Source organism: Cyanobium sp. CH-040 (genome assembly GCF_024346135.1).
Taxonomy (GTDB): domain Bacteria; phylum Cyanobacteriota; class Cyanobacteriia; order PCC-6307; family Cyanobiaceae; genus NIES-981.
Genome location: NZ_JAGQCJ010000005.1, coordinates 174,729 through 192,327, shown reverse-complemented (window position 1 = coordinate 192,327; position 17,599 = coordinate 174,729). Strand labels below are relative to the sequence as shown.

Here is a 17,599-nt window from a genome sequence, read left to right as displayed (position 1 = left end):
CCACGGCCTCCGCCTTCTGCTGCGCCGTGAACCGGCGCCGGGTTCTGGTGGGGTTGGTCATCGATGGACAGTCTGGTGGTCATGGCGTGACCCCTATGGACCTGTCCTCATAATTGGGGGAACCCCACTTCGCTCCAGGTGGCCTGGCGGTTGTGGCGATCACCGGGGTTGTAGCAGGCCACGAACTCATCGAGATCGGCGCGGGTGAGGCGCTTGGTCTTCAGGGTGAAGTGCTTGTTGGTGCGCAGGTCGTACACCCAGAGCGTCCTGGTCCAGGGGGTGTCTGAGCCGGGTTTGCGATCGAAGAAGAGCACGTTGGCCTTCACGCCCTGGGCGTAGAAGATGCCGGTGGGCAGGCGCAGCAGGGTGTGAACCTCACACTCCTTGAGCAGGTTGCGGCGCACGATCTCGCCGGCACCCCCTTCGAAGAGCACGTTGTCGGGCACCACCACGGCGGCGCGGCCGTGGATCTTGAGCAGCGAGCGGATGTGCTGCACGAAGTTGAGCTGCTTGTTGGCGGTGGTGGTCCAGAAGTCCGGACGGTTGTAGGTGAGGGCCTGGCGATCGGTGTCGCCGTCGTCGTTGACGACCGTGATCGACGACTTCTTGCCGAAGGGCGGATTGGTGATCACCACATCGACGCGGCTGCCGGGTTCATCGCGGAGGGCGTCGTCGGTGCGGATCGGCACCTCGTGCTGGTGGTCGCCGTCGGGGCCGATGCCGTGCAGGAAGAGGTTCATGCCACAGAGGCGGGCCACGTTGGGCACCAGCTCGGTACCGCGCAGGGCCTCGAAGCGCAGGTGGCGCTTCTGGTCGCGGTCGAGTTCGTAGTGGCGCTGGAGGAAGTCGTGGGCCGACAGCAGGAAGCCGCCGGTACCGCAGGCGGGATCGGCGATCACCTCACCGGGCTTGGGCCGCACGCAGGCGACGATGCCGTCGATCAGGGGCCGCGGGGTGAAGTACTGGCCCGCGCCGCTCTTGGTGTCCTGCGCGTTGCGCTCCAGCAGACCTTCGTAGGCGTCGCCCTTCACGTCGGCGGCCATGGCCGACCAGTTCTCCTTGCCGATCAGCTCCACCACCAGCTGCCGCAGGCGGGCCGGATCCTGGATCCGGTTCTGGGCCTTCTCGAAGATCAGGCCGAGCATGCCGCCCTCGTTGCCCAGCTCCCGGAGGGTGGCGCGGTATTGCCGCTCCAGCTCCACACCCTCCATCTGCGGCGCGGCCAGGTCGGCCCAGCGGCAGCCTTCGGGGATCGGCTGTTCCTCATCGGTGAGCTGGGCGCGCTCATCGGCCATCTTGAGGAACAGCAGGAAGGTGAGCTGCTCCAGGTAGTCCTGGTAGGAGAGCCCGTCGTCACGGAGCACGTGGCAGTAGGACCACAGCTTCTGGACGATGCGGTTGGCGGCGTCGCTCATGGGTTGGTGATCTTCGCGGTCACGCGGCGGCTGCGGCGGGGGGCTTTCCCTTGGTTGGCCGCTCGTTGGACCTGGATGCGTTCCAGCAGTACAGAGGCGGGTTCATCCGAAGGGTCCTGGTCAACGAGGCGGCCTTCGAAGGCCCATTTGAGGATGGATTGGCGGAGGCGGATGACTCGTTGAGCATTGACCTGGGCAATCCGAATCGAGGACTCAGATGTTGAAAGAAGCCGTTCAAGCTCTTGAGCGATTCGCACCTGCTCAGCGAGAGGGGGTAAAGGAAATACAAAGTCTTTGATCTGCCCCTCGGAAACGTGCGGGACGCCGACACCTCTAGCCTCATTACCAAGATGTTCGAGAAACCGCTGAGATTGGAGATTGGCATCGAAGTAGCCTTTATGGAGCCAAGGACGCAAGCGAATCACCCGCTGAACCAGCAGCGCAGGAAGATCAGAAGACTGCACATGTGCAAACTTCAAGCCGGTCGAAATGATTGGACGATCCATTGCAAGAGCAACATCGCCTGGCTTTAATTCAAGGTGGGCGTGCAATTGTAGAGCTTCGGGTCGAATGCACCTTCGTCGATTTTCATCCCAACGGAGAGACCCGTGGCCAATATTGTCTCCGCGAAGAAGATTGACGCCCTCTTCAATGAACTCCCTGCTGCTAAAGGCATGGCCAACCTGGGTCATCACGCATTGCTCAGTCCTCACCCAACACCACCCTTCCGGCAACTCCGGCAGCTCGCTCGTGTCCGGCGCGGTCGGTTCCACATACCGCGCCTTCCACTTAACATCCTTGGGCACCTTTCCTTTCGCCTTCAGCTTCGCCAGCTCGGCTTCCTCCCAGCGGCAGCGGCGTTCGGCGAGGATGCGCTCCAGCAGCACCGAGGCGGGTTCGTAGGCGCGGCCCTCCTTGCGGGCCAGCTCAGCCTCGGTGGGCACCAACCGGCCTTCGACAGCGGCCTTGAGCACCGAGGCGCGATACCGCTTCAGGTTGCGTTGCACGCGCTCGAGCGTCGCCATGGCGTCGTCAAGGCGTGTGTGGTAGGACTCGATGGCATCGACGATGCGGATCTGCTCGGCAAGAGGTGGCAGTGGAAGCCTGTGGCGCCGTACATCGCGCGGGCGTATCGCCGGATAAACAACTCCTTGCAGATCTTCACAGACATCAGCAATGAACTCATTCGACCGCACTCGATAAAAGATCCAGCCTGGCGCTATTACCAATGGTCGCAGGACATCGAAGCCGGTTGAAGCAACCGCACCGTCCAAGTCTGGGGGAACCTTGGCTACGGCGTTGAGATTCGGTCGAGTCATCGACACAAGCACATCCTCGGTACGAACCCATTGCCTTGCCCGTGTCGGAGCGTTGGCACCAGACACCAACTCGGTGGCACCAATTTGCTTGGTTAGTCGATTTATCGAGCCAATATCGATATATGGGACAGGCTTTTCCATAGGAGTAGCCTGAGTAACTCTATCTAGGCAGACATCTCCAATCGAAGTAGAGGTCCAGCCGCAAGGCAATCGCTCAATCACGCCGCCAGCACCTCATTCAGCTCCCCGATCACCCCACGCAGCCCCTCCCCGAACACCTGCACCGCCTTGCCCAGTCCACCTGCCTCTGCAAAGGGGGCGTAATCGAGATCCTCGATCTGGATCTCCAGGCTGGTGCCGATGTGGTCGCGCATCATCTCCAGCCAGCGCAGTTGCTCGGTGCTGAACGGCCACCCTCGGTTGCCCTGCTGGGCCAGCCAGTTGCCGAAGCGCTCGTGCACCTGCTCGCGATACGGCACCAGCTCAAGGTCCTTGTGGGTGGCGAAGCGGATCAGCGACACGATATCCGTGAGCAGTCGCTGGCCGGAGGCGCCCCGCACCCGGTCGCGCTCCAGCAGCTCGTAGGCGCGCCACAGCCGCTCGGGCGTCCACGAGCGGGGCGGGGCCTGGATAGCCTCGGCTAGGGCCTTGATGTCGCGGAACGTCAGGCGCCGGCCGTAGGGCTGGGCATAAAAGAACTGCAGGGCATCGATCTCGTCGCGGTGGGCCGCGATGAACTGCTCGAAGTCGCTCACCAGCGCCCGCGCCTTCTCCTTCGCCTCCACACTCGCGCCCGCCTCCAGCAGCTCATCCTGCGTCACCTCATCGATCACCTGCTCCAGCTCCCGCTTGAGGTCGAGCAGCAGTGCGCGCAGGGGCGGCTTGGTGGCGATGGGCTGGGCGGCCCGCTTCAGCAGCGCCTCAGCCGCCCGCTGCTGTTGCTCCTCCGTGGGCTCCACGCCGTCGGGCAGCTCGAACTGGCGGCGTGCTTCGGCGATCTGGCGGTCCGGGTCGAGCCCGGCCACGATCGCGGTGGTGAGGGTATGGAGGCTGGGCCCGCCGGAAGCCTCCACCACTCGCGCCTGCTCCTGCGGGCCGCACTGGCGATCGAGACGCGCCAGGCGGCTGGCGAGAGAGGAGAGCACGTCGGGATCGGTGCCGCCCATGGCCACATGCTCCAGCAGCGCCTTGAGGCTCACCGTGCGCTTGCGTTCCAGCGGCTGGGTGTCGGCCAGCTTGGTTTCGGTGATCCCCACGCAGTCCACGATCATGAAGTGGGTCTTGGCGATGGCGTCCTCACCGCTCACGGCCCGCAGCTCGTTGGGATCGATGATGCGCACACCGCGCCCCTTCATCTGCTCGAACAGCAGCCGGCTCTTCACGGCCCGCAGGAACATCACGATCTCGATCGGGCGGATGTCCGTTCCCGTGGCCACCATATCCACCGTCACGGCGATGCGCGGTTCGTACTGATTGCGGAAGGCCTGGATCAGATCTTCGGGTTTCGCATCCGTCACCTTGTAGGTGATCTTCTGGCAGAAGGCATTGCCTCGCCCGAACTCATCGCGGATGATCTCCACGATGTCTTCGGCATGGCTGTCGTCCTTGGCGAAGATCAGCGTTTTCGGCACCTCCTTGCGGCCCGGGAACAGATCCACGGGCAGCCGGTCGCGGAAGGTGCGGATGACCGTGCGGATCTGGTCCTTCGCCACCACGCGGCGGTCGAGCTCGTTGGGGTCGTAGCTGAGGTCTTCGTCCGGAGCTTCCCAGCGCAGCGCTCGCGTCCGGCGGTTGCGGAAGCCGAGCATGGTGTCGGGGCCTGCCTCCACCGTGGCGCCGCCTTCGGTGATGCGGGTGCGGATCTTGTAGATCTCGAAGTCCACATTCACGCCATCGGCCACGGCGCGCTCGTGGTTGTACTCCATCACAAGATTCTTGTTGAAGAAGCCGAGGGTCTGCTTCGACGGCGTGGCCGTGAGCCCGATCAGGAAGGCGTCGAAGTACTCCACCACCTGGCGCCAGAGGGTGTAGATCGAGCGGTGCACCTCATCGATCACCACCACATCGAAGAACTCCAAGGGCAGGGCCGCGTTGTACACAACCGGCAGGGGTTCCAGGCTGGTCTCACCGCTGCTCTCGAACAGGGAGCCCTCTTCAAGCGCGGGATCGAGCTCGGGTTCGCCCTGGAGCATCGAATACATCCGCTGGATCGTGGAAATCACCACCCGGCTCGATTCCAGGATCGTGTTCGAGCTGAGGCGCTGAACGTTGTAGAGCTCGGTGAACTTGCGCTGATCCTCCGGCACCCGGTAGCCCTGAAATTCCTTCTCGGCCTGCTTGGCGAGGTTGCCGCGATCCACCAGGAACAGCACCCGGCGGGCGCCGCCGTAGCGGATCAGCCGGTAGACGGCGGTGACCGCGGCGATCGTCTTGCCGGACCCGGTGGCCATCTGGATCAGCGCCCGCGGGCGGTTGGCCTTGAGCGAGTGCTCCAGGTTCGTGACGGCCTCGATCTGGTTCGCGTAGAGAGTGCCGGGCTCCAGGGGCGGCAGGGTGGTGAGGCGTGCCCGCAACGACGCGGGTTTGGTGGCTTCGGCGGCGGTGTACAGGCCGCCCCCCTCGGCGTGCAGCCGCTTCACCCAGACATCGAGCGTTTCGGCCTGGATCCACTCCGCCAGGGTTTCGGGCCGGTGGATGTGGGGCAGGTTGGCGGAGATCGTGCGGGTCTTCGGGTCGGGGTCGAGGCCGTTGATGAAGCGGGTCTCCACCCCCGTGCTCATGTATACGAAGGGCAGCGGCGTGACCGGCGGATTGAGGCCCGCCGGCAGCCCGGCGGCGTACTTGCCCGACTGGATCTCCACGCCGCTGAGGGTGTGGCCCGCCGGCTTGGCCTCGATGGCGCCCACCGCCTTGCCGTTCACGAACAGGAGATAGTCGGCGAAGCCGTGGCCGCTGGCCATCTTGGCTTCGCGCAGCGCCACCCCCGGCCCGGCGGCGAGATTGATGGCGTCGCGGTTCTGCAGGATCCAGCCCGCCGCCTCCAGGGCAGCATCGATGTCCAGGCGGGCCTTCTGTTCGCGCGTCAGGTTCATGGCAGACCACCCTCAGCCAGGAAGTATTTCCGCTGCGGGTCCTTGGCGCTGGTGCCGATCTCGCGGACCAGCCCGCGATCAATCAGGCGCGCCAGCCGCGTGCGCGTGGCCCGGGCCGACAGGCCGATGATGGCGGCAATTTCCCGGGTGGCCAACCCCTGGCCTTGCTTCAGGCTGGCGAGGATCGCCTGATCGGTTATGTCGACCACCGTTGGTCCCACCGGGGTGGTGGGAATGGTGGCGCGAAAGCGCATGGCTATCTCCTCGAAAACCGGTGGGGGCAGGCCGGCGTCTCGGCAGACGCCGTTGATGCGCTGGATGCCACTACCCCACTGCTCGACCAGGCCTAGCGCCTGGAACACGCGCCCGATCACGCGGTTGCGCAACTTGGACACGCCAAGGGGAAGGTCGGCCACCGTGAGCCCGAAGGGCAGCAGGCCAGGGTTCTCGATCTCCAGGCGATCGTCGAAGATCGCCAGCCGGATCGGCGCGCCCCGCTGTGAATAGTCGGTGTGCACCACCGCATTGATCAGGGCTTCCCGCACGGCTTCGGGAGGGAGGGTCCAGCGGTCGATGCGGCGAACCGCGCCGATCTCGGCGCCGTGCCAGGAATGCTTCTGCACGAAGGCGATCGCTTCCTCCACCGCCTGCACGGGAAAGGAGTGGATTTCGATCCGATCGAGGATGCGGCTCTTGTCTGTGCCGCCGAAGCGGCCGGCCTGAATCCAGGCGTCCGGGAAGTGCTGCTCGCGCTCGTGGCCGAAGAGGATCATGCCGCCCACGGTCGGCACCATCCGCCCCTGGTGGTCGCACACGAGCCGCAGGATCTCCAGATCGCGGCGGCGGAGGGAGCGGAACGGTGCGAACGACTCGGAAGCCGCTCGGAAGTCGAGGTCTTCCGAGCTGAGGCCCGGCATGGGCTGCTCGTCGAAGCCATCGCCCCTGGAGAAACGGCGCAGCTCCTCGATCAGCTCGGCGTCGGCACGGCGGTTGGTGGAACCCACCCGCACGTACACGCCGGCTGCCGGCCCCTCGCGAATCAGGTGATGGGGGCGACTCGGGCTGGGATGCACCTGGAGTGCCAGCACCTGCGTCCGTCTCCAGGGCAGGATCTCGATCTCCGGCACAAAGCGCGGGCTGATCCGGTCGCTGATGAGGTTGGCGAGGCGCTCCTCCTCATCCAGTGGGTCGGGAACGCCGCGCACGTCCCTGCTGCGGTCGTCGACGCCGATCAGCAGAGTGCCGCCAGCGGTGTTGGCAAAGGCGACGACCGTTTTCAGCGCACCATCGGGCGAGGAGAGGTCACGCTTGAACTCCAGCGTCTTGCCCTCAGGTCGCTTGAGCAGGTCGAGCAAGTCCATTCTTCTCGGAATTGTACTCAGAAGTGGCCAGCCTTGTCATTCATCCGAGCTGCCTGCTGAGTGCGGGGCATGGGGGGTGAGCCCGACGCGTACGCTCAGCCGCTGCTGAGGAGCGCAGGGACGAGGGATCTGGTAAGCAACGCTTGTCGGCGGTCGGCCACAACGACGGGTTAGGCCGCATGATCCCGTAGGTAGTGCACCACGGTTGGCCAGTCAGGGAAGCGCTCCGAGCCGAATAGGATATGTTCTCCGGTGAACTTGTCGGCACCGTTCTTGGTTCGGTCGTCCACAAGGAAGTGACCAATATTGAGATGCTTATGGTGACTGAGAATGAGGCGCTTATACGCCGGCTTTCCAAGGTGCTTCTTCACCCAAAGCAGCTTGTCAGACCAGGCAGAAGGGTTATCCCAAGGGGAAGTTGAGAGTATGTATGTATCGTAGATTGCTGCTAGTTCCTCGAAGGATTCAACGGCCTTCGCTACCGGTTGCATGAGGCTAAAGATACCTGGGATGTCGTCGAGGTGCCCGGCGAACTCTTCCAGCTGCTTTGGTTCGACCAATGGAAATGCAGATGGGAAGTCGACAAGCACGTTGTCGAGGTCGATGTAGAGAGTCTTTAGCATAGTTGATGACTGGGCGTGATGCAGTTTAACGCTCAAGATCAGAAGCGGGCATGGGGCTCTGCATAGCCGGACTCCACCGCGCCCGTCTTCTGTATCTTGATGTTGGGTAGCATTAAGAGGAAGGCTTCGGCTTGACATCCCCCCGCTTTCTAACGACAGTCTGAGATGTGATTCGCCTGTTTATCTTTTGCCTCCAAGAAAGCTGCTTATCGGATAGTCTGCGTTTTCTCGAGGTCTGCTTGAGAAACTCGTATTCGTTGTCGTAGAGGTATCCATGGGAATTCGCATGCTCAATTAACGCATCGTTTGGCGCGGCGTCGCCGTCAGCCTTGATCCGTTTAAGCCCTGCGAACAATGTTCCCGTATCAAGTCCCATAAATCGATTGATGCATACATTCCCGACATATGTCTCTCTGCCGGTCAGCCTGTTATGGATGTAACAATGCTCTTTGATCTCCTTTCCGCAAGGGCATTGATCAAGCTCCTCGCTAATCTCAACGCCTACGAGATCCCATTCTGTCTTTGCGATTTGGAAATCGCTGCTCGAAGACAGTGACAGGATGTGTGCCTTCAGGCGTTCGAAGTTATGAGTCATAGGGTTTCGACTGAAGACTTGGAGTCTACCCAACTAGTTTTTGGATGGTTCCGCAAACCACCCTCCCCACCACGCAGTTTGCCGTATATCGCCCCTGCTTCCTGCGCGCAAAAACTTGAGAGACCCTGGAGCACCTGCGGTATGCCACCGACGATCAACCGCACAAGGGTGGTTCACGGACCCGTGAACCACCCCCCGCATGCAGAGCTTCACCCCTCAGGCTTCGCCAACGGCAGCAGGCACTTGTCCGAATCACACCCAGCGGGGCCGGCCTCCATCAGTTCGCCGCGGTCGTAGCGGGCGAGGGCTTCGAAGAAGTCAGCGGTGCGGCGGCGGCCTTCCACCTCCTGGTGCAGCCGTTCGTAGGTGGCCTTGTCGATCGGCTCGAACGGCAGCCGCGGGAAGGTGGCGTTGGCGTCGAAGCGGGCCAGCAGCGCCGCCGAGATGTAGCCGAAGCCCTCCTCGATCGCCTCGTGGATCTTGTGGGCCAGCGGCTCGATCTCGTTCTCGCGGAACTCGATCGTGGCGCTGGTGTTGTGGGCCGTGTAGTGCTGCTGCACCTGCATGTAGAAGTCGAACTGCGCCAGGGCCGAGAAGTTGTTGATCTCCACCGTGTCGGCACCGGGCAGGTTCGCCCAGCTCACCTCCGTGGGGATCTCCACCAGCCACTCGCTGCAGCGCGGATCGAACGGATCATCCAGCAGCCGCCCCTGCTCATCCTTGTCCGATTGGCTCGGCACGATCGTGTAGCCGTAGTCCAGACACGCCAGCGCCACCGGATCGTTCTTGCGGAAGGTGATGCGGCGGATGAAGCGCTGCGCCTTGGGCGGATGCCAGCCCGGGCTGGCGCCGGTGAGCAGGCTCTTGGTGCCCGCCGGCTGCACCGTGGTGCAGCGGTTCGGCCGGCGGATGCCGTGGCGGTCGCAGTATTCCCACACCGCCTCGTGCACGATCCGCTTCCAGCGCTGCAGGTAGTCGGCCTCGCGCGCCTTGAACGCCCGGCCCTCCTCCGAATCCGGCCGGCCCGCCTCCCACCACTTCAGCCACGGCGTGCCGAAGGCATGCACGAAGAAGTCGAACAGGCCCGTGAAGCTCACGCCCACGATCGGATCCCAGGCCCGGCTCTGGCGGTAGCGCTCCACCTCGAAGTCGTGATTGAGCAGACACGCCACGGCAATGGCGGCGGCGCGGAAGGCGTCCTCCTGGGCCTGGAAGTCTGTCGGGTGGATCTGATTCAGATGAATCTCGGCCAGGTTGCAGTGGAAGTCGGCGCCGAGGATCTCGCCGCAGGGGTTCAGCCCGTAGCGGCCCAGGCGGTGCTCCAGCTCGTCGGCCTCCAGGCCCGGGTGGTGCAGCTTCAGCCAGTTCGCCGCCTGCTCGCGGCCCTGGTCGCAGTAGATCCCCACGAACTCCTCGCGCAGCTCCAGGGTGGGCAGCAGGTCGGCATTGGAGCGGGCGATCGCCTCGGGGGCGAACTGGATCGCGCCCTCGCCGCTCTGGAACTGCTTGGTCACCGCCTCCAGCACCGTCTCCCAGTTCGGGCGGGTGTGGAACACGCGCGTGTGGTTCGCCATCCGCAGCGCGTCGCGCTCCGGATCGATCCGCCAGTTGCCCTCGCTGTCCTGCTGCCAGAGGTTGTCCTTGGCGCCGGCGGCCGATGCATCCTCCGCCGAGAACTGGCGCATTCCCGCGCTGCGGCGGATGTTGCCCGCCACGATCGTCACCGCCGCCTCATCGATCAGCAGGCAGCACTCCACCGAGGTGAGCTGCCGCCCCTGGGCCTTGTTGAGGATCTGGGCCACGCGGCCGTAGAGGTCCTTGAGCTTCACCGGGTTGGCCATGCCGCCGAAGCCCTTCAGGGTTTCGCCCACCGGCCGCACATCGGAGAGATCCACGCTGATCTCGATCGGCGCGCCGGCGTCGAAGCGCGCGTCGCTGCTCAGCTCCAGCAGCAGCTGGTAGCTGTCCACCCAGCCGCGGCGCGTGTCGCCCACCTTGATCGCCACCCGGTTGCCGTCGATCGTGTGGGTGGTGGCCTGCTGGCGCTGGCCCGCCGGGGTGGCGCCGATGTCGGCCACGCCGGTGATCACCAGGCAGTTGCGCACCGCCGGCAACTTCGAGATCAGCCGCGGCTCGATGATGGCGCCGGTGCCGCAGCCCATCATCGCCAGGTCCATCATCAGCCCGAAGGCCTCCCAGTCCACCAGGTTGGTGGAGGTGCAGTTGTAGGCGCCGCTGAAGTTGTGGCGCTGCTCGATCCAGGGCGTGCCGCCGATCCACAGCCAGCGCCCCGACGGCAGCGACTTCTGCTGCAGCTGCATGCGTCGCAGCAGATCCACCTCCGCCTGATTCAGCTTGCCCAGCTGGCGCAGGCCCTCCAGGTTGCGCTCCGCCACCTGCCGCCAGCTCTCGCGGCCCGCCTCCTGGCGGCGCGAATAGGTGCGGTAGAACACCGGGTTCGCTGCCGGCGCCGTGGGCGGGAAGTCGCCCCGCGCCGGTGCCTCGAAGGCCTTTTCCGCCGCAGCTGCTGCGGCCGCTGCTGCTGGTGGCGTGGCGGAGGCGGTCATGGGGCGGAGCTCGGGTGAGGGAAACCCTAACGCCACTGGTGGGGTGTGCAAGGGGCGCCTGGCACCAGAGGCAGCGTCGCCCGTCCTCTCCCCTCCGCCACGGGGAGGATGGCTGCATCCGTGGCAGCGCCGATGCGTGTGCTTGTGGCCAGCGCAGCCCTGGCGGCCTGGGTGCTGGCCGCTCCGGCGTTCGCCGCTCCTCACCCCGCGCTGGTGCGGGGGGAGCTGGTGAGCGGCCGGCAGCGCCTCGTTCTCACCCATGGAGCGGCCCTCCTCCATGACGGTGCCGAGGGGTTCGACGCCGGCGGCCCGCGGCTGCGGTTGCTGCTCAGCGAGGCACCCGTGGATCCCGCACTCCTGCAGGGGGTTCTGCCCCAGTTGCGTCTGCAGGAGCTGAGCCGCGGCGGTGCCTTGCGCGCGGTGCTGGTGGAGGTCGATCCAGCGGCCCCGGAGCAGGTGCAGATCTCCCCCCTGCTTTCCCCCGTCAACGGCGCGGGTGCGGTGATGGCGTCCCTGTCGCTCTACAGCTCCGGCGGGCCGGGCCCGGGTGCCTTCGAGACGTTCTCCTTCCAGGCCCGGCGCCTGAGGGCCGCCCTCACCTACAGCCGGGAGTCGTCAGCCCCTCCCGACGCGGATGACATCCGCTCCCTCGTCTTCCAGGTGGATCTGCCGGTGCAACCCGAGCCCGCCGTGACGGCCCGGGTGGAAGGGGGCGACGCCGTGCGGGCCACCCCCCAGGGCCGGCTGGCGCTGGAGCGGGCCCGCACCGTTGCCTCCCTCGACGCCGCCGGCCTGGCTCGCCTGCGGGCCCAGGATCCGGCGGCTGTGGCCCCGCTTCCTGCGGAGATCCCCGAGGCCCAGCTGCTGGAGCTGCTCCGTGGGCTGGCCGCCGATCAGCTGCGCGGCCTGAGCGGCACGGGGCTGCTCCTGGTGGAGCGGGGCGATCGCGCCGTGCTGGTGATCCACGCAGGCGAAGGCCTGCGCAGCTGGATCCGCTTCCACCGCCGCGATGGCGTCTGGACCCTCGGTGAACCCCCCGTTCCCTGACGCCGGCGCTGCCCCTCACAGCCAGCCCCGGCGGCGGATCCACACCACCAGGGCCACCGCGATCACCAGCATCAGCACCAGCACCCCGTAGTAGCCCAGGCGCCAGCCGAGCTCGGGCATGTGCTGGAAGTTCATCCCGTACACCCCGGCGATGAATGTGAGTGGGATGAAGATCGTGGAGATCACCGTGAGGGTTTTCATCACGCCGTTCATCCGGTTGCTGAGGCTGGACAGATAGGTGTCCTGCAGGCTCATCAGGGTGTCGCGACTGGTCTCCACCATGTCGATCACCTGCACCGTGTGGTCGTAGAGGTTGCGCCAGAACACGCCGGTCTCGTCGCTCACCACGCTGGCTTCGCTCTTGGAGACGGCCCCCAGCACCTCCCGCATCGGCCACACGGCTCGCCGCAGTGCCAGCAGGTCCCGCCTGAAGTGGTGGATCTCCTGGATCCGCACCTGCTCGGGGTGGTTCAGCACATGGGTGTCGAAGATCTCGATCTGATCACTGATCCACTCCACTGCCAGGAGGTAGTGGTCGATCACCGCGTCGATCAGGCACGACGCCAGATAGTCGGCCCCCAGGCTGCGCACACGGCTGATGCCGCGGCGGATGCGGCTGCGCACGCTGGCGAACACGTCACCGTCGTCCTCGAGAAAGGTGAGCACCCAATCGGGGCCCAGGATCAGGCTCACATGCTCGATCTGCACCTCCGCATCGGCCTCGCTGATCGCCAGCATCTTCAGTGCCATGAACCCGTAGTCGGGAAACTCCTCCCACTTCGGCCGCTGGGAGGTGTCGGCGATGTCCTCCATCGTCATCGGGTGCAGGCCGAACAGTCCGCCGAGGGCTTCGATCAGGCTCACGTCGTGCACTCCGCTCACATTCACCCACGTGAGGCCTGGGAAAGGTAGGCAGTCCCGGCAGTCCGCCAGGCTCGCCTCCTCCACCTCGTGCAACCGCTCCCGGTCGAAGTGGATCAGGTGCAGAGTGGCCTCATCCTGTTTGCGCTCCCCCACGAACACCGGTGTGCCGGGGGGCAGAAAGGTGGTCGCCTGGCTGGACGGGCGTCGGATGGTGGACCACTCGCTCGTGGTCTGGTGGCGGCGTCGGGGATGGACGCGGTCGTGGGACTGGGGCATGCCGGCGGGTGCGACCCATCCCTCCCATCCTGGTGGCCTGGCAGGCTGATCCAATGACCAGGTCTTCCTCCAGCACCGCCACCGCTCTGCCCCCGGAACTGCAGACCCTGGCCGAGGCGGTGGCGCGGCGGCGCAACTTCGCGATCATTTCCCACCCCGACGCGGGCAAGACCACCCTCACCGAGAAGCTCCTCCTCTACGGCGGCGCCATCCAGCAGGCGGGCGCCGTCAAGGCCAAGGGCGAGCAGCGCAAGGTGACCTCCGACTGGATGGAGCTGGAGAAGCAGCGCGGCATCTCGATCACCTCCACCGTGCTGCAGTTCGACTACGACGGCAGCACCATCAACCTGCTCGACACCCCCGGCCACCAGGACTTCTCCGAGGACACCTACCGAACCCTGGCGGCCGCCGACAACGCGGTGATGCTCGAGGACGCCGCCAAGGGCCTCGAACCCCAGACCCGCAAGCTGTTCGAGGTGTGCCGCATGCGGCGCATCCCCATCTTCACCTTCATCAACAAGATGGACCGGCCGGGGCGCGAGCCCCTTGAGCTCCTCGATGAGATCGAGCGCGAGCTGGGCCTGGCCTGCTGGCCGGTGAACTGGCCGATCGGCAGCGGCGACCGCTTCCGCGGCGTGATCGACCGCCGCAGCCAGCAGGTGATCCTGTTTCAGCGCGCCGAGCGCGGCCGCGCCTCCGAGGAGAAGGTGCTCAGCGTGGAGGAGGCCCGCGCCTCCGGCGCCGTGGAGCCGGAACTCCTCGATCAGGCCCTCGAGGAGCTGGAGCTGCTGGAGGGCGCCGGCGCCGAGCTCGACCTCGAGCTGGTGCATGCCGGTGAGCTCAGTCCGGTGTTCTTCGGCTCGGCGATGACCAACTTCGGCGTGCGCCCCTTCCTCGACGCCTTCCTGGAGCTGGCCCAGCAGCCCACGCCGCGCACCAGCAGCGCCGGCGTGATCGATCCGGTGGCGCCCGGCTTCAGCGGCTTCGTGTTCAAGCTCCAGGCCAACATGGACCCCCGCCACCGCGACCGGGTGGCGTTCGTGCGCGTGTGCAGCGGCAAGTTCGAGAAGGACATGACCGTGCAGCACGCCCGCAGCGGCCGCACCATCCGCCTCTCCCGCCCCCAGAAGCTCTTCGGCCAGGACCGCGAGGTGGTGGAGGACGCCTACCCCGGCGATGTGATCGGCCTCAACAACCCCGGCATGTTCGCCATCGGCGACACCCTCTACCTCGGCCCGAAGGTGGAGTACGAGGGCATCCCCTGCTTCAGTCCGGAGATTTTCGCCTGGCTGCGCAACCCCAACCCCTCCGCCTTCAAGACCTTCCGCAAGGGCGTCAACGAACTGCGCGAGGAGGGGGCCGTGCAGATCCTCTACGACACCGACGAGAGCAAGCGCGACCCGATCCTCGCCGCCGTGGGCCAGCTGCAGCTGGAGGTGGTGCAGTACCGCCTCGAGAACGAATACGGCGTCAAGACGCGCCTCGAACCCCTGGGCTTCAGTGTGGCCCGCTGGGTGGTGGGCGGCTGGCCGGAGCTGGAGAAGGTGGGCCGCATCTTCAACTGCAAGACGGTGCGCGACAGCTGGAACCGGCCGGTGCTGCTGTTCAAGAACGACTGGAACCTCAACCAGCTCCACGACGACCACCCCGACCTGGAACTCAGCGCCGTCGCGCCGGTCGTGAGCGGCGTCGAACCGATCAGCCTCTGAGCCCCGGCCCCACACCGGCCCTGTGGGCGCGCCAGACTGAGATGTAACGAAGCGTCAAGAGCGATGCCGGATTCCGTCTGGCTGGTGCGCCCCCGTGCCGATGGGGGCTGGGATTACGTGAGTTTCCAGAACCACGCCGGCGTCGGTCCCGCCGGCCTCTCCACGGTGGAGATGCGTGAAGGCAGCCACCTGCCCCCCCAGATGCCCCTGCTCAAGCGCCGTCACCGCCTTGATCCCGCCGAAGCCGAGCGCCAGCGCCAGCGGCTCCAGCGCGAAGCCGGATTCCATTGCAGCAAGCCCCTCTTCTAGGGCGGGCTCGATAACCTCTCTGCAGGCAGGCCCCTCCTGCACAGGCCCTTCCTGCACCGGCCCCCCTGATGAACGATCTCCGCGAGCCGCCCTCCGATTCCGGATCCGATCCCTCGGCCGGGCCCTACGAGCGGCTGGGGGTGAGCCCGGACGCCAGCTTCGATGAGGTGCAGGCCGCCCGCCAGGCCCGCCTTGACGAAGCCGGCGAGGATCCCATCGCCCGCTCCCGGGTGGAGGCGGCCTACGACGCCGTGCTCATGGACCGCCTCAAGGAGCGCCAGCAGGGCCGGGTGAGCACCGCCGCCCGCAGCGCCTCGGCCCGCGAGCAGCTGGCGCCGCCGCCGCCGCGCCCCTCGCTGCCGGTCCTGCCCAAGGTGGCCCTGCCCCGCGTCGCCACCCCCGCCCTCGCCGCCCCCACCCTGGCGATGGCCGAGGGCAACGACCGCTGGCTCGCCCTGGGCGGCTACGGCGCCCTGCTGGGCCTGCTGCTGCTGGTGCCCACCGCCCCGGCCGAACTGCTGCTCGCCCTCGGCACCGCCCTCTGCGTGGTGGTGCTGCAGCGCCGCCGGCGCCGCTTCCTCGCGGCCGTGGGCTGGGGCTTCGGCCTGCTCAGCATCGGCCTCGTGCTCGGCGGCCTGCTGGTGGGCGCCCTGGGCTCCGCCAGCCTGCCCCTCGGCCTTCCCCTCAACCTGGCCCAGGTGCAGAGCCTGCCGGCCCTGCTGCTGCTGCTGCTCGCCGCCCTGCTGGTGGCCTGAGCCTCGTCGCTGGCCGCTGGCTCAGCGGCCAGCCGGCGCCAGCTCGTCGATCAGCCCCTGCAGTTCCGCCCCGTCCACCCGGTACACCTCGCCGCAGAAGTGGCAGGTGAGCTCGGCCTGGCCGTCCTCCGCCAGCATGCTGCTGAGCTCGTCGCGGCCCAGCAGCTTCAGGGCACCCAGGCTGCGGCCGCGGCTGCAGGGACAGGCGAAGCGCACCGCCTCGCTGCTGCCGCCGCCGTCAAGCGGCTGGGGGTCGAGGTCGGGGAAGATGTCCTCCAGCAGTGTCTGCAGGTGCCCCTCGCAGGCGGCCAGCCGCTGGCTGAAGCCCGTCACCTCCCGGCAGCGCTCCTCCAGCAGCGCCACCAGCGCCGGCTCCCGCGCCGCCTTGGGCAGCACCTGCACCAGCACCCCGCCGCTGCAGCGGATGCCGTGGCTGTCGATCTGCTCGCCCACGAACACCGCCGAGGGCGTCTGCTCCGAGTGCAGCAGGTAGGAGGCCAGGTCATCGCCGATGCCGCCGCTCACCAGCTCCACAGTGGAGCTGTAGGGCTCGCCCTCGCCCAGGTCCCGCACCACGTGCAGGTAGCCGGTGCCGGTGGCGGCGCGGAAGTCGAAGTGGTGGCTGCCGTCGGCCTCCTCTACCAGATCCAGTTCCAGCTCGGGATTGCCCACGTAGCCGCGCACGCTGCCGTCGCGGCCGGCATCCACCATCAGCCCGCGCAGCGGACCGTCGGAGGCGATGCGCAGGTTCACCCGCCCGTGGGCCACCTTCATCGAGCTGGCCAGCAGCAGGCCGGCGGTCATCGCCCGCCCCAGCAGGGCAGTGGTGAGGAACGACAGGCGGTGCCGCCGCGCCGCCTCGCGGCTGGCGGCGCTGGTGGTGACGGCCACCAGGCGGATGCCGCCTCCGGCGGCCGTGGCCCGCAGCAGCTGATCGCTCATCCCTGGCCCCTGGCTGCGGGCATGGTACGGAGCGCCTTCTCGTCCATGGGGTTCAGCCGGCCCCCCTCCAGCCGCCAGCTCAGCGGCTCCAGCGCCGCGAACAGCTCCGGCTCGTGGGTCACCACCAGCACCGCCCGCTCCTTCGCCAGATCCCCCAGCAGCCCCACCACCTCGCTGCGCACCGCCCAGTCCAGGCCGGCGGTGGGTTCATCGAGCAGCAGCACCCGCGGATCGCGCAGCAGCTGCACCGCCAGCGCCAGCCGCCGCTGCTGGCCGCCGCTCAGGCGCTCCGGCTGCTGCCGCAGGGACTGCTGGCCCAGCCCCACCCGCGCCAGCACCTGCTCCACCCGCCCGGCCTCTAGCCGCCGGTGCCCCAGCCGCAGTTCCTGGCCCACGGTGAGGCCGAGGAAATGACGTTCGGGAAACTGGAACACCAGCCCGCACAGCCAGCGCCGCTGGCGGCCGCTGAGGACCTCGCCGTTCCAGCGGATCGTGCCCCGCTCCGGCTCCGCCAGGCCGCCGATCACCTCCAGCAGCGTGGTCTTGCCGCCGCCGCTGGGGCCGGCCACCAGCCCCAGCCGCCCGGCTTCAAGCCGCAGGCTCACATCGTCCAGCACCGGACCGGCCGCCGTGGCCGGCTGGTAGCGCACGCCGCTCAGTTCCAGCATCGCCCCAGCATGACTGGCCACAGGCTGCCGCCGGCTGGCATGGCCGTGTGGGATCGT

The 17,599-nt window shown here is 66.8% G+C and carries 13 protein-coding genes; 4 read left to right on the top strand and 9 right to left on the bottom strand.

The annotated features are described in order from the left end of the window. Positions 1-107: 107 nt before the first annotated feature. The 6 genes from KBY90_RS07030 to nrdJ all read right to left on the bottom strand — a co-directional run bounded on the left by KBY90_RS07030 (position 108) and on the right by nrdJ (position 10,972). Positions 108-1,415 (bottom strand): class I SAM-dependent DNA methyltransferase, encoded by a 1,308-nt coding sequence (locus tag KBY90_RS07030; RefSeq protein ID WP_254967799.1) that lies wholly within the window; start codon positions 1,413-1,415, stop codon positions 108-110. Beyond that, on the bottom strand, positions 1,412-2,875 hold the full coding sequence (locus KBY90_RS07025) for a restriction endonuclease subunit S (RefSeq protein WP_254967798.1): 1,464 nt from the start codon (positions 2,873-2,875) through the stop codon (positions 1,412-1,414). The genes KBY90_RS07030 and KBY90_RS07025 overlap by 4 nt, the downstream gene beginning before the upstream one ends. Positions 2,876-2,952: 77 nt before the next feature. Next, positions 2,953-5,826, bottom strand: a complete 2,874-nt coding sequence (locus tag KBY90_RS07020; protein ID WP_254967797.1) for a type I restriction-modification enzyme R subunit C-terminal domain-containing protein — start codon at positions 5,824-5,826, stop codon at positions 2,953-2,955. Then, on the bottom strand, positions 5,823-7,187 hold the full coding sequence (locus KBY90_RS07015; RefSeq protein WP_254967796.1) for a helix-turn-helix domain-containing protein: 1,365 nt from the start codon (positions 7,185-7,187) through the stop codon (positions 5,823-5,825). The genes KBY90_RS07020 and KBY90_RS07015 overlap by 4 nt, the downstream gene beginning before the upstream one ends. 170 nt (positions 7,188-7,357) lie before the next feature. Next, positions 7,358-7,846 carry a 5' nucleotidase, NT5C type gene (locus KBY90_RS07010; RefSeq protein WP_254967795.1) on the bottom strand — a complete coding sequence of 163 codons (489 nt, stop codon included), beginning with the start codon at positions 7,844-7,846 and terminating at the stop codon, positions 7,358-7,360. 768 nt (positions 7,847-8,614) lie between these two features. Further along, complete coding sequence (nrdJ, locus tag KBY90_RS07005) at positions 8,615-10,972, bottom strand: ribonucleoside-triphosphate reductase, adenosylcobalamin-dependent (RefSeq protein WP_254967794.1); 2,358 nt, start codon at positions 10,970-10,972, stop codon at positions 8,615-8,617. A gap of 132 nt (positions 10,973-11,104) precedes the next feature. On the opposite strand from nrdJ, the gene KBY90_RS07000 reads away from it, so the two are divergent. Further along, entirely contained in the window at positions 11,105-12,019 is a 915-nt protein-coding gene (locus KBY90_RS07000) for a hypothetical protein (protein ID WP_254967793.1), read from the top strand. A 15-nt stretch (positions 12,020-12,034) separates the two neighbouring features. On the opposite strand, the gene corA is transcribed toward KBY90_RS07000, so the two are convergent. Beyond that, the gene (gene corA / locus KBY90_RS06995) at positions 12,035-13,159 is read right to left on the bottom strand and encodes a magnesium/cobalt transporter CorA (protein WP_254967792.1); all 1,125 of its coding nucleotides are present in this window, start codon (positions 13,157-13,159) and stop codon (positions 12,035-12,037) included. A gap of 53 nt (positions 13,160-13,212) precedes the next feature. Between corA and KBY90_RS06990 the strand changes: the two genes are divergently transcribed. The 3 genes from KBY90_RS06990 (at position 13,213) to KBY90_RS06980 (ending at position 15,932) form a co-directional block, all read left to right on the top strand. Further along, positions 13,213-14,868 (top strand): peptide chain release factor 3, encoded by a 1,656-nt coding sequence (locus KBY90_RS06990; protein WP_254967791.1) that lies wholly within the window; start codon positions 13,213-13,215, stop codon positions 14,866-14,868. A 63-nt stretch (positions 14,869-14,931) separates the two neighbouring features. After that, positions 14,932-15,177, top strand: a complete 246-nt coding sequence (locus tag KBY90_RS06985) for a hypothetical protein (RefSeq protein ID WP_254967790.1) — start codon at positions 14,932-14,934, stop codon at positions 15,175-15,177. A 68-nt stretch (positions 15,178-15,245) separates the two neighbouring features. Continuing rightward, the gene (locus tag KBY90_RS06980) at positions 15,246-15,932 is read left to right on the top strand and encodes a CPP1-like family protein (protein ID WP_254967789.1); all 687 of its coding nucleotides are present in this window, start codon (positions 15,246-15,248) and stop codon (positions 15,930-15,932) included. A gap of 21 nt (positions 15,933-15,953) precedes the next feature. On the opposite strand, the gene hslO is transcribed toward KBY90_RS06980, so the two are convergent. Beyond that, positions 15,954-16,874: an Hsp33 family molecular chaperone HslO gene (gene hslO, locus KBY90_RS06975; protein WP_254967788.1), complete on the bottom strand. Its 921-nt coding sequence runs from the start codon at positions 16,872-16,874 to the stop codon at positions 15,954-15,956. After that, complete coding sequence (locus KBY90_RS06970) at positions 16,871-17,542, bottom strand: ABC transporter ATP-binding protein (RefSeq protein WP_254967787.1); 672 nt, start codon at positions 17,540-17,542, stop codon at positions 16,871-16,873. The genes hslO and KBY90_RS06970 overlap by 4 nt, the downstream gene beginning before the upstream one ends. Positions 17,543-17,599 lie beyond the last annotated feature (57 nt).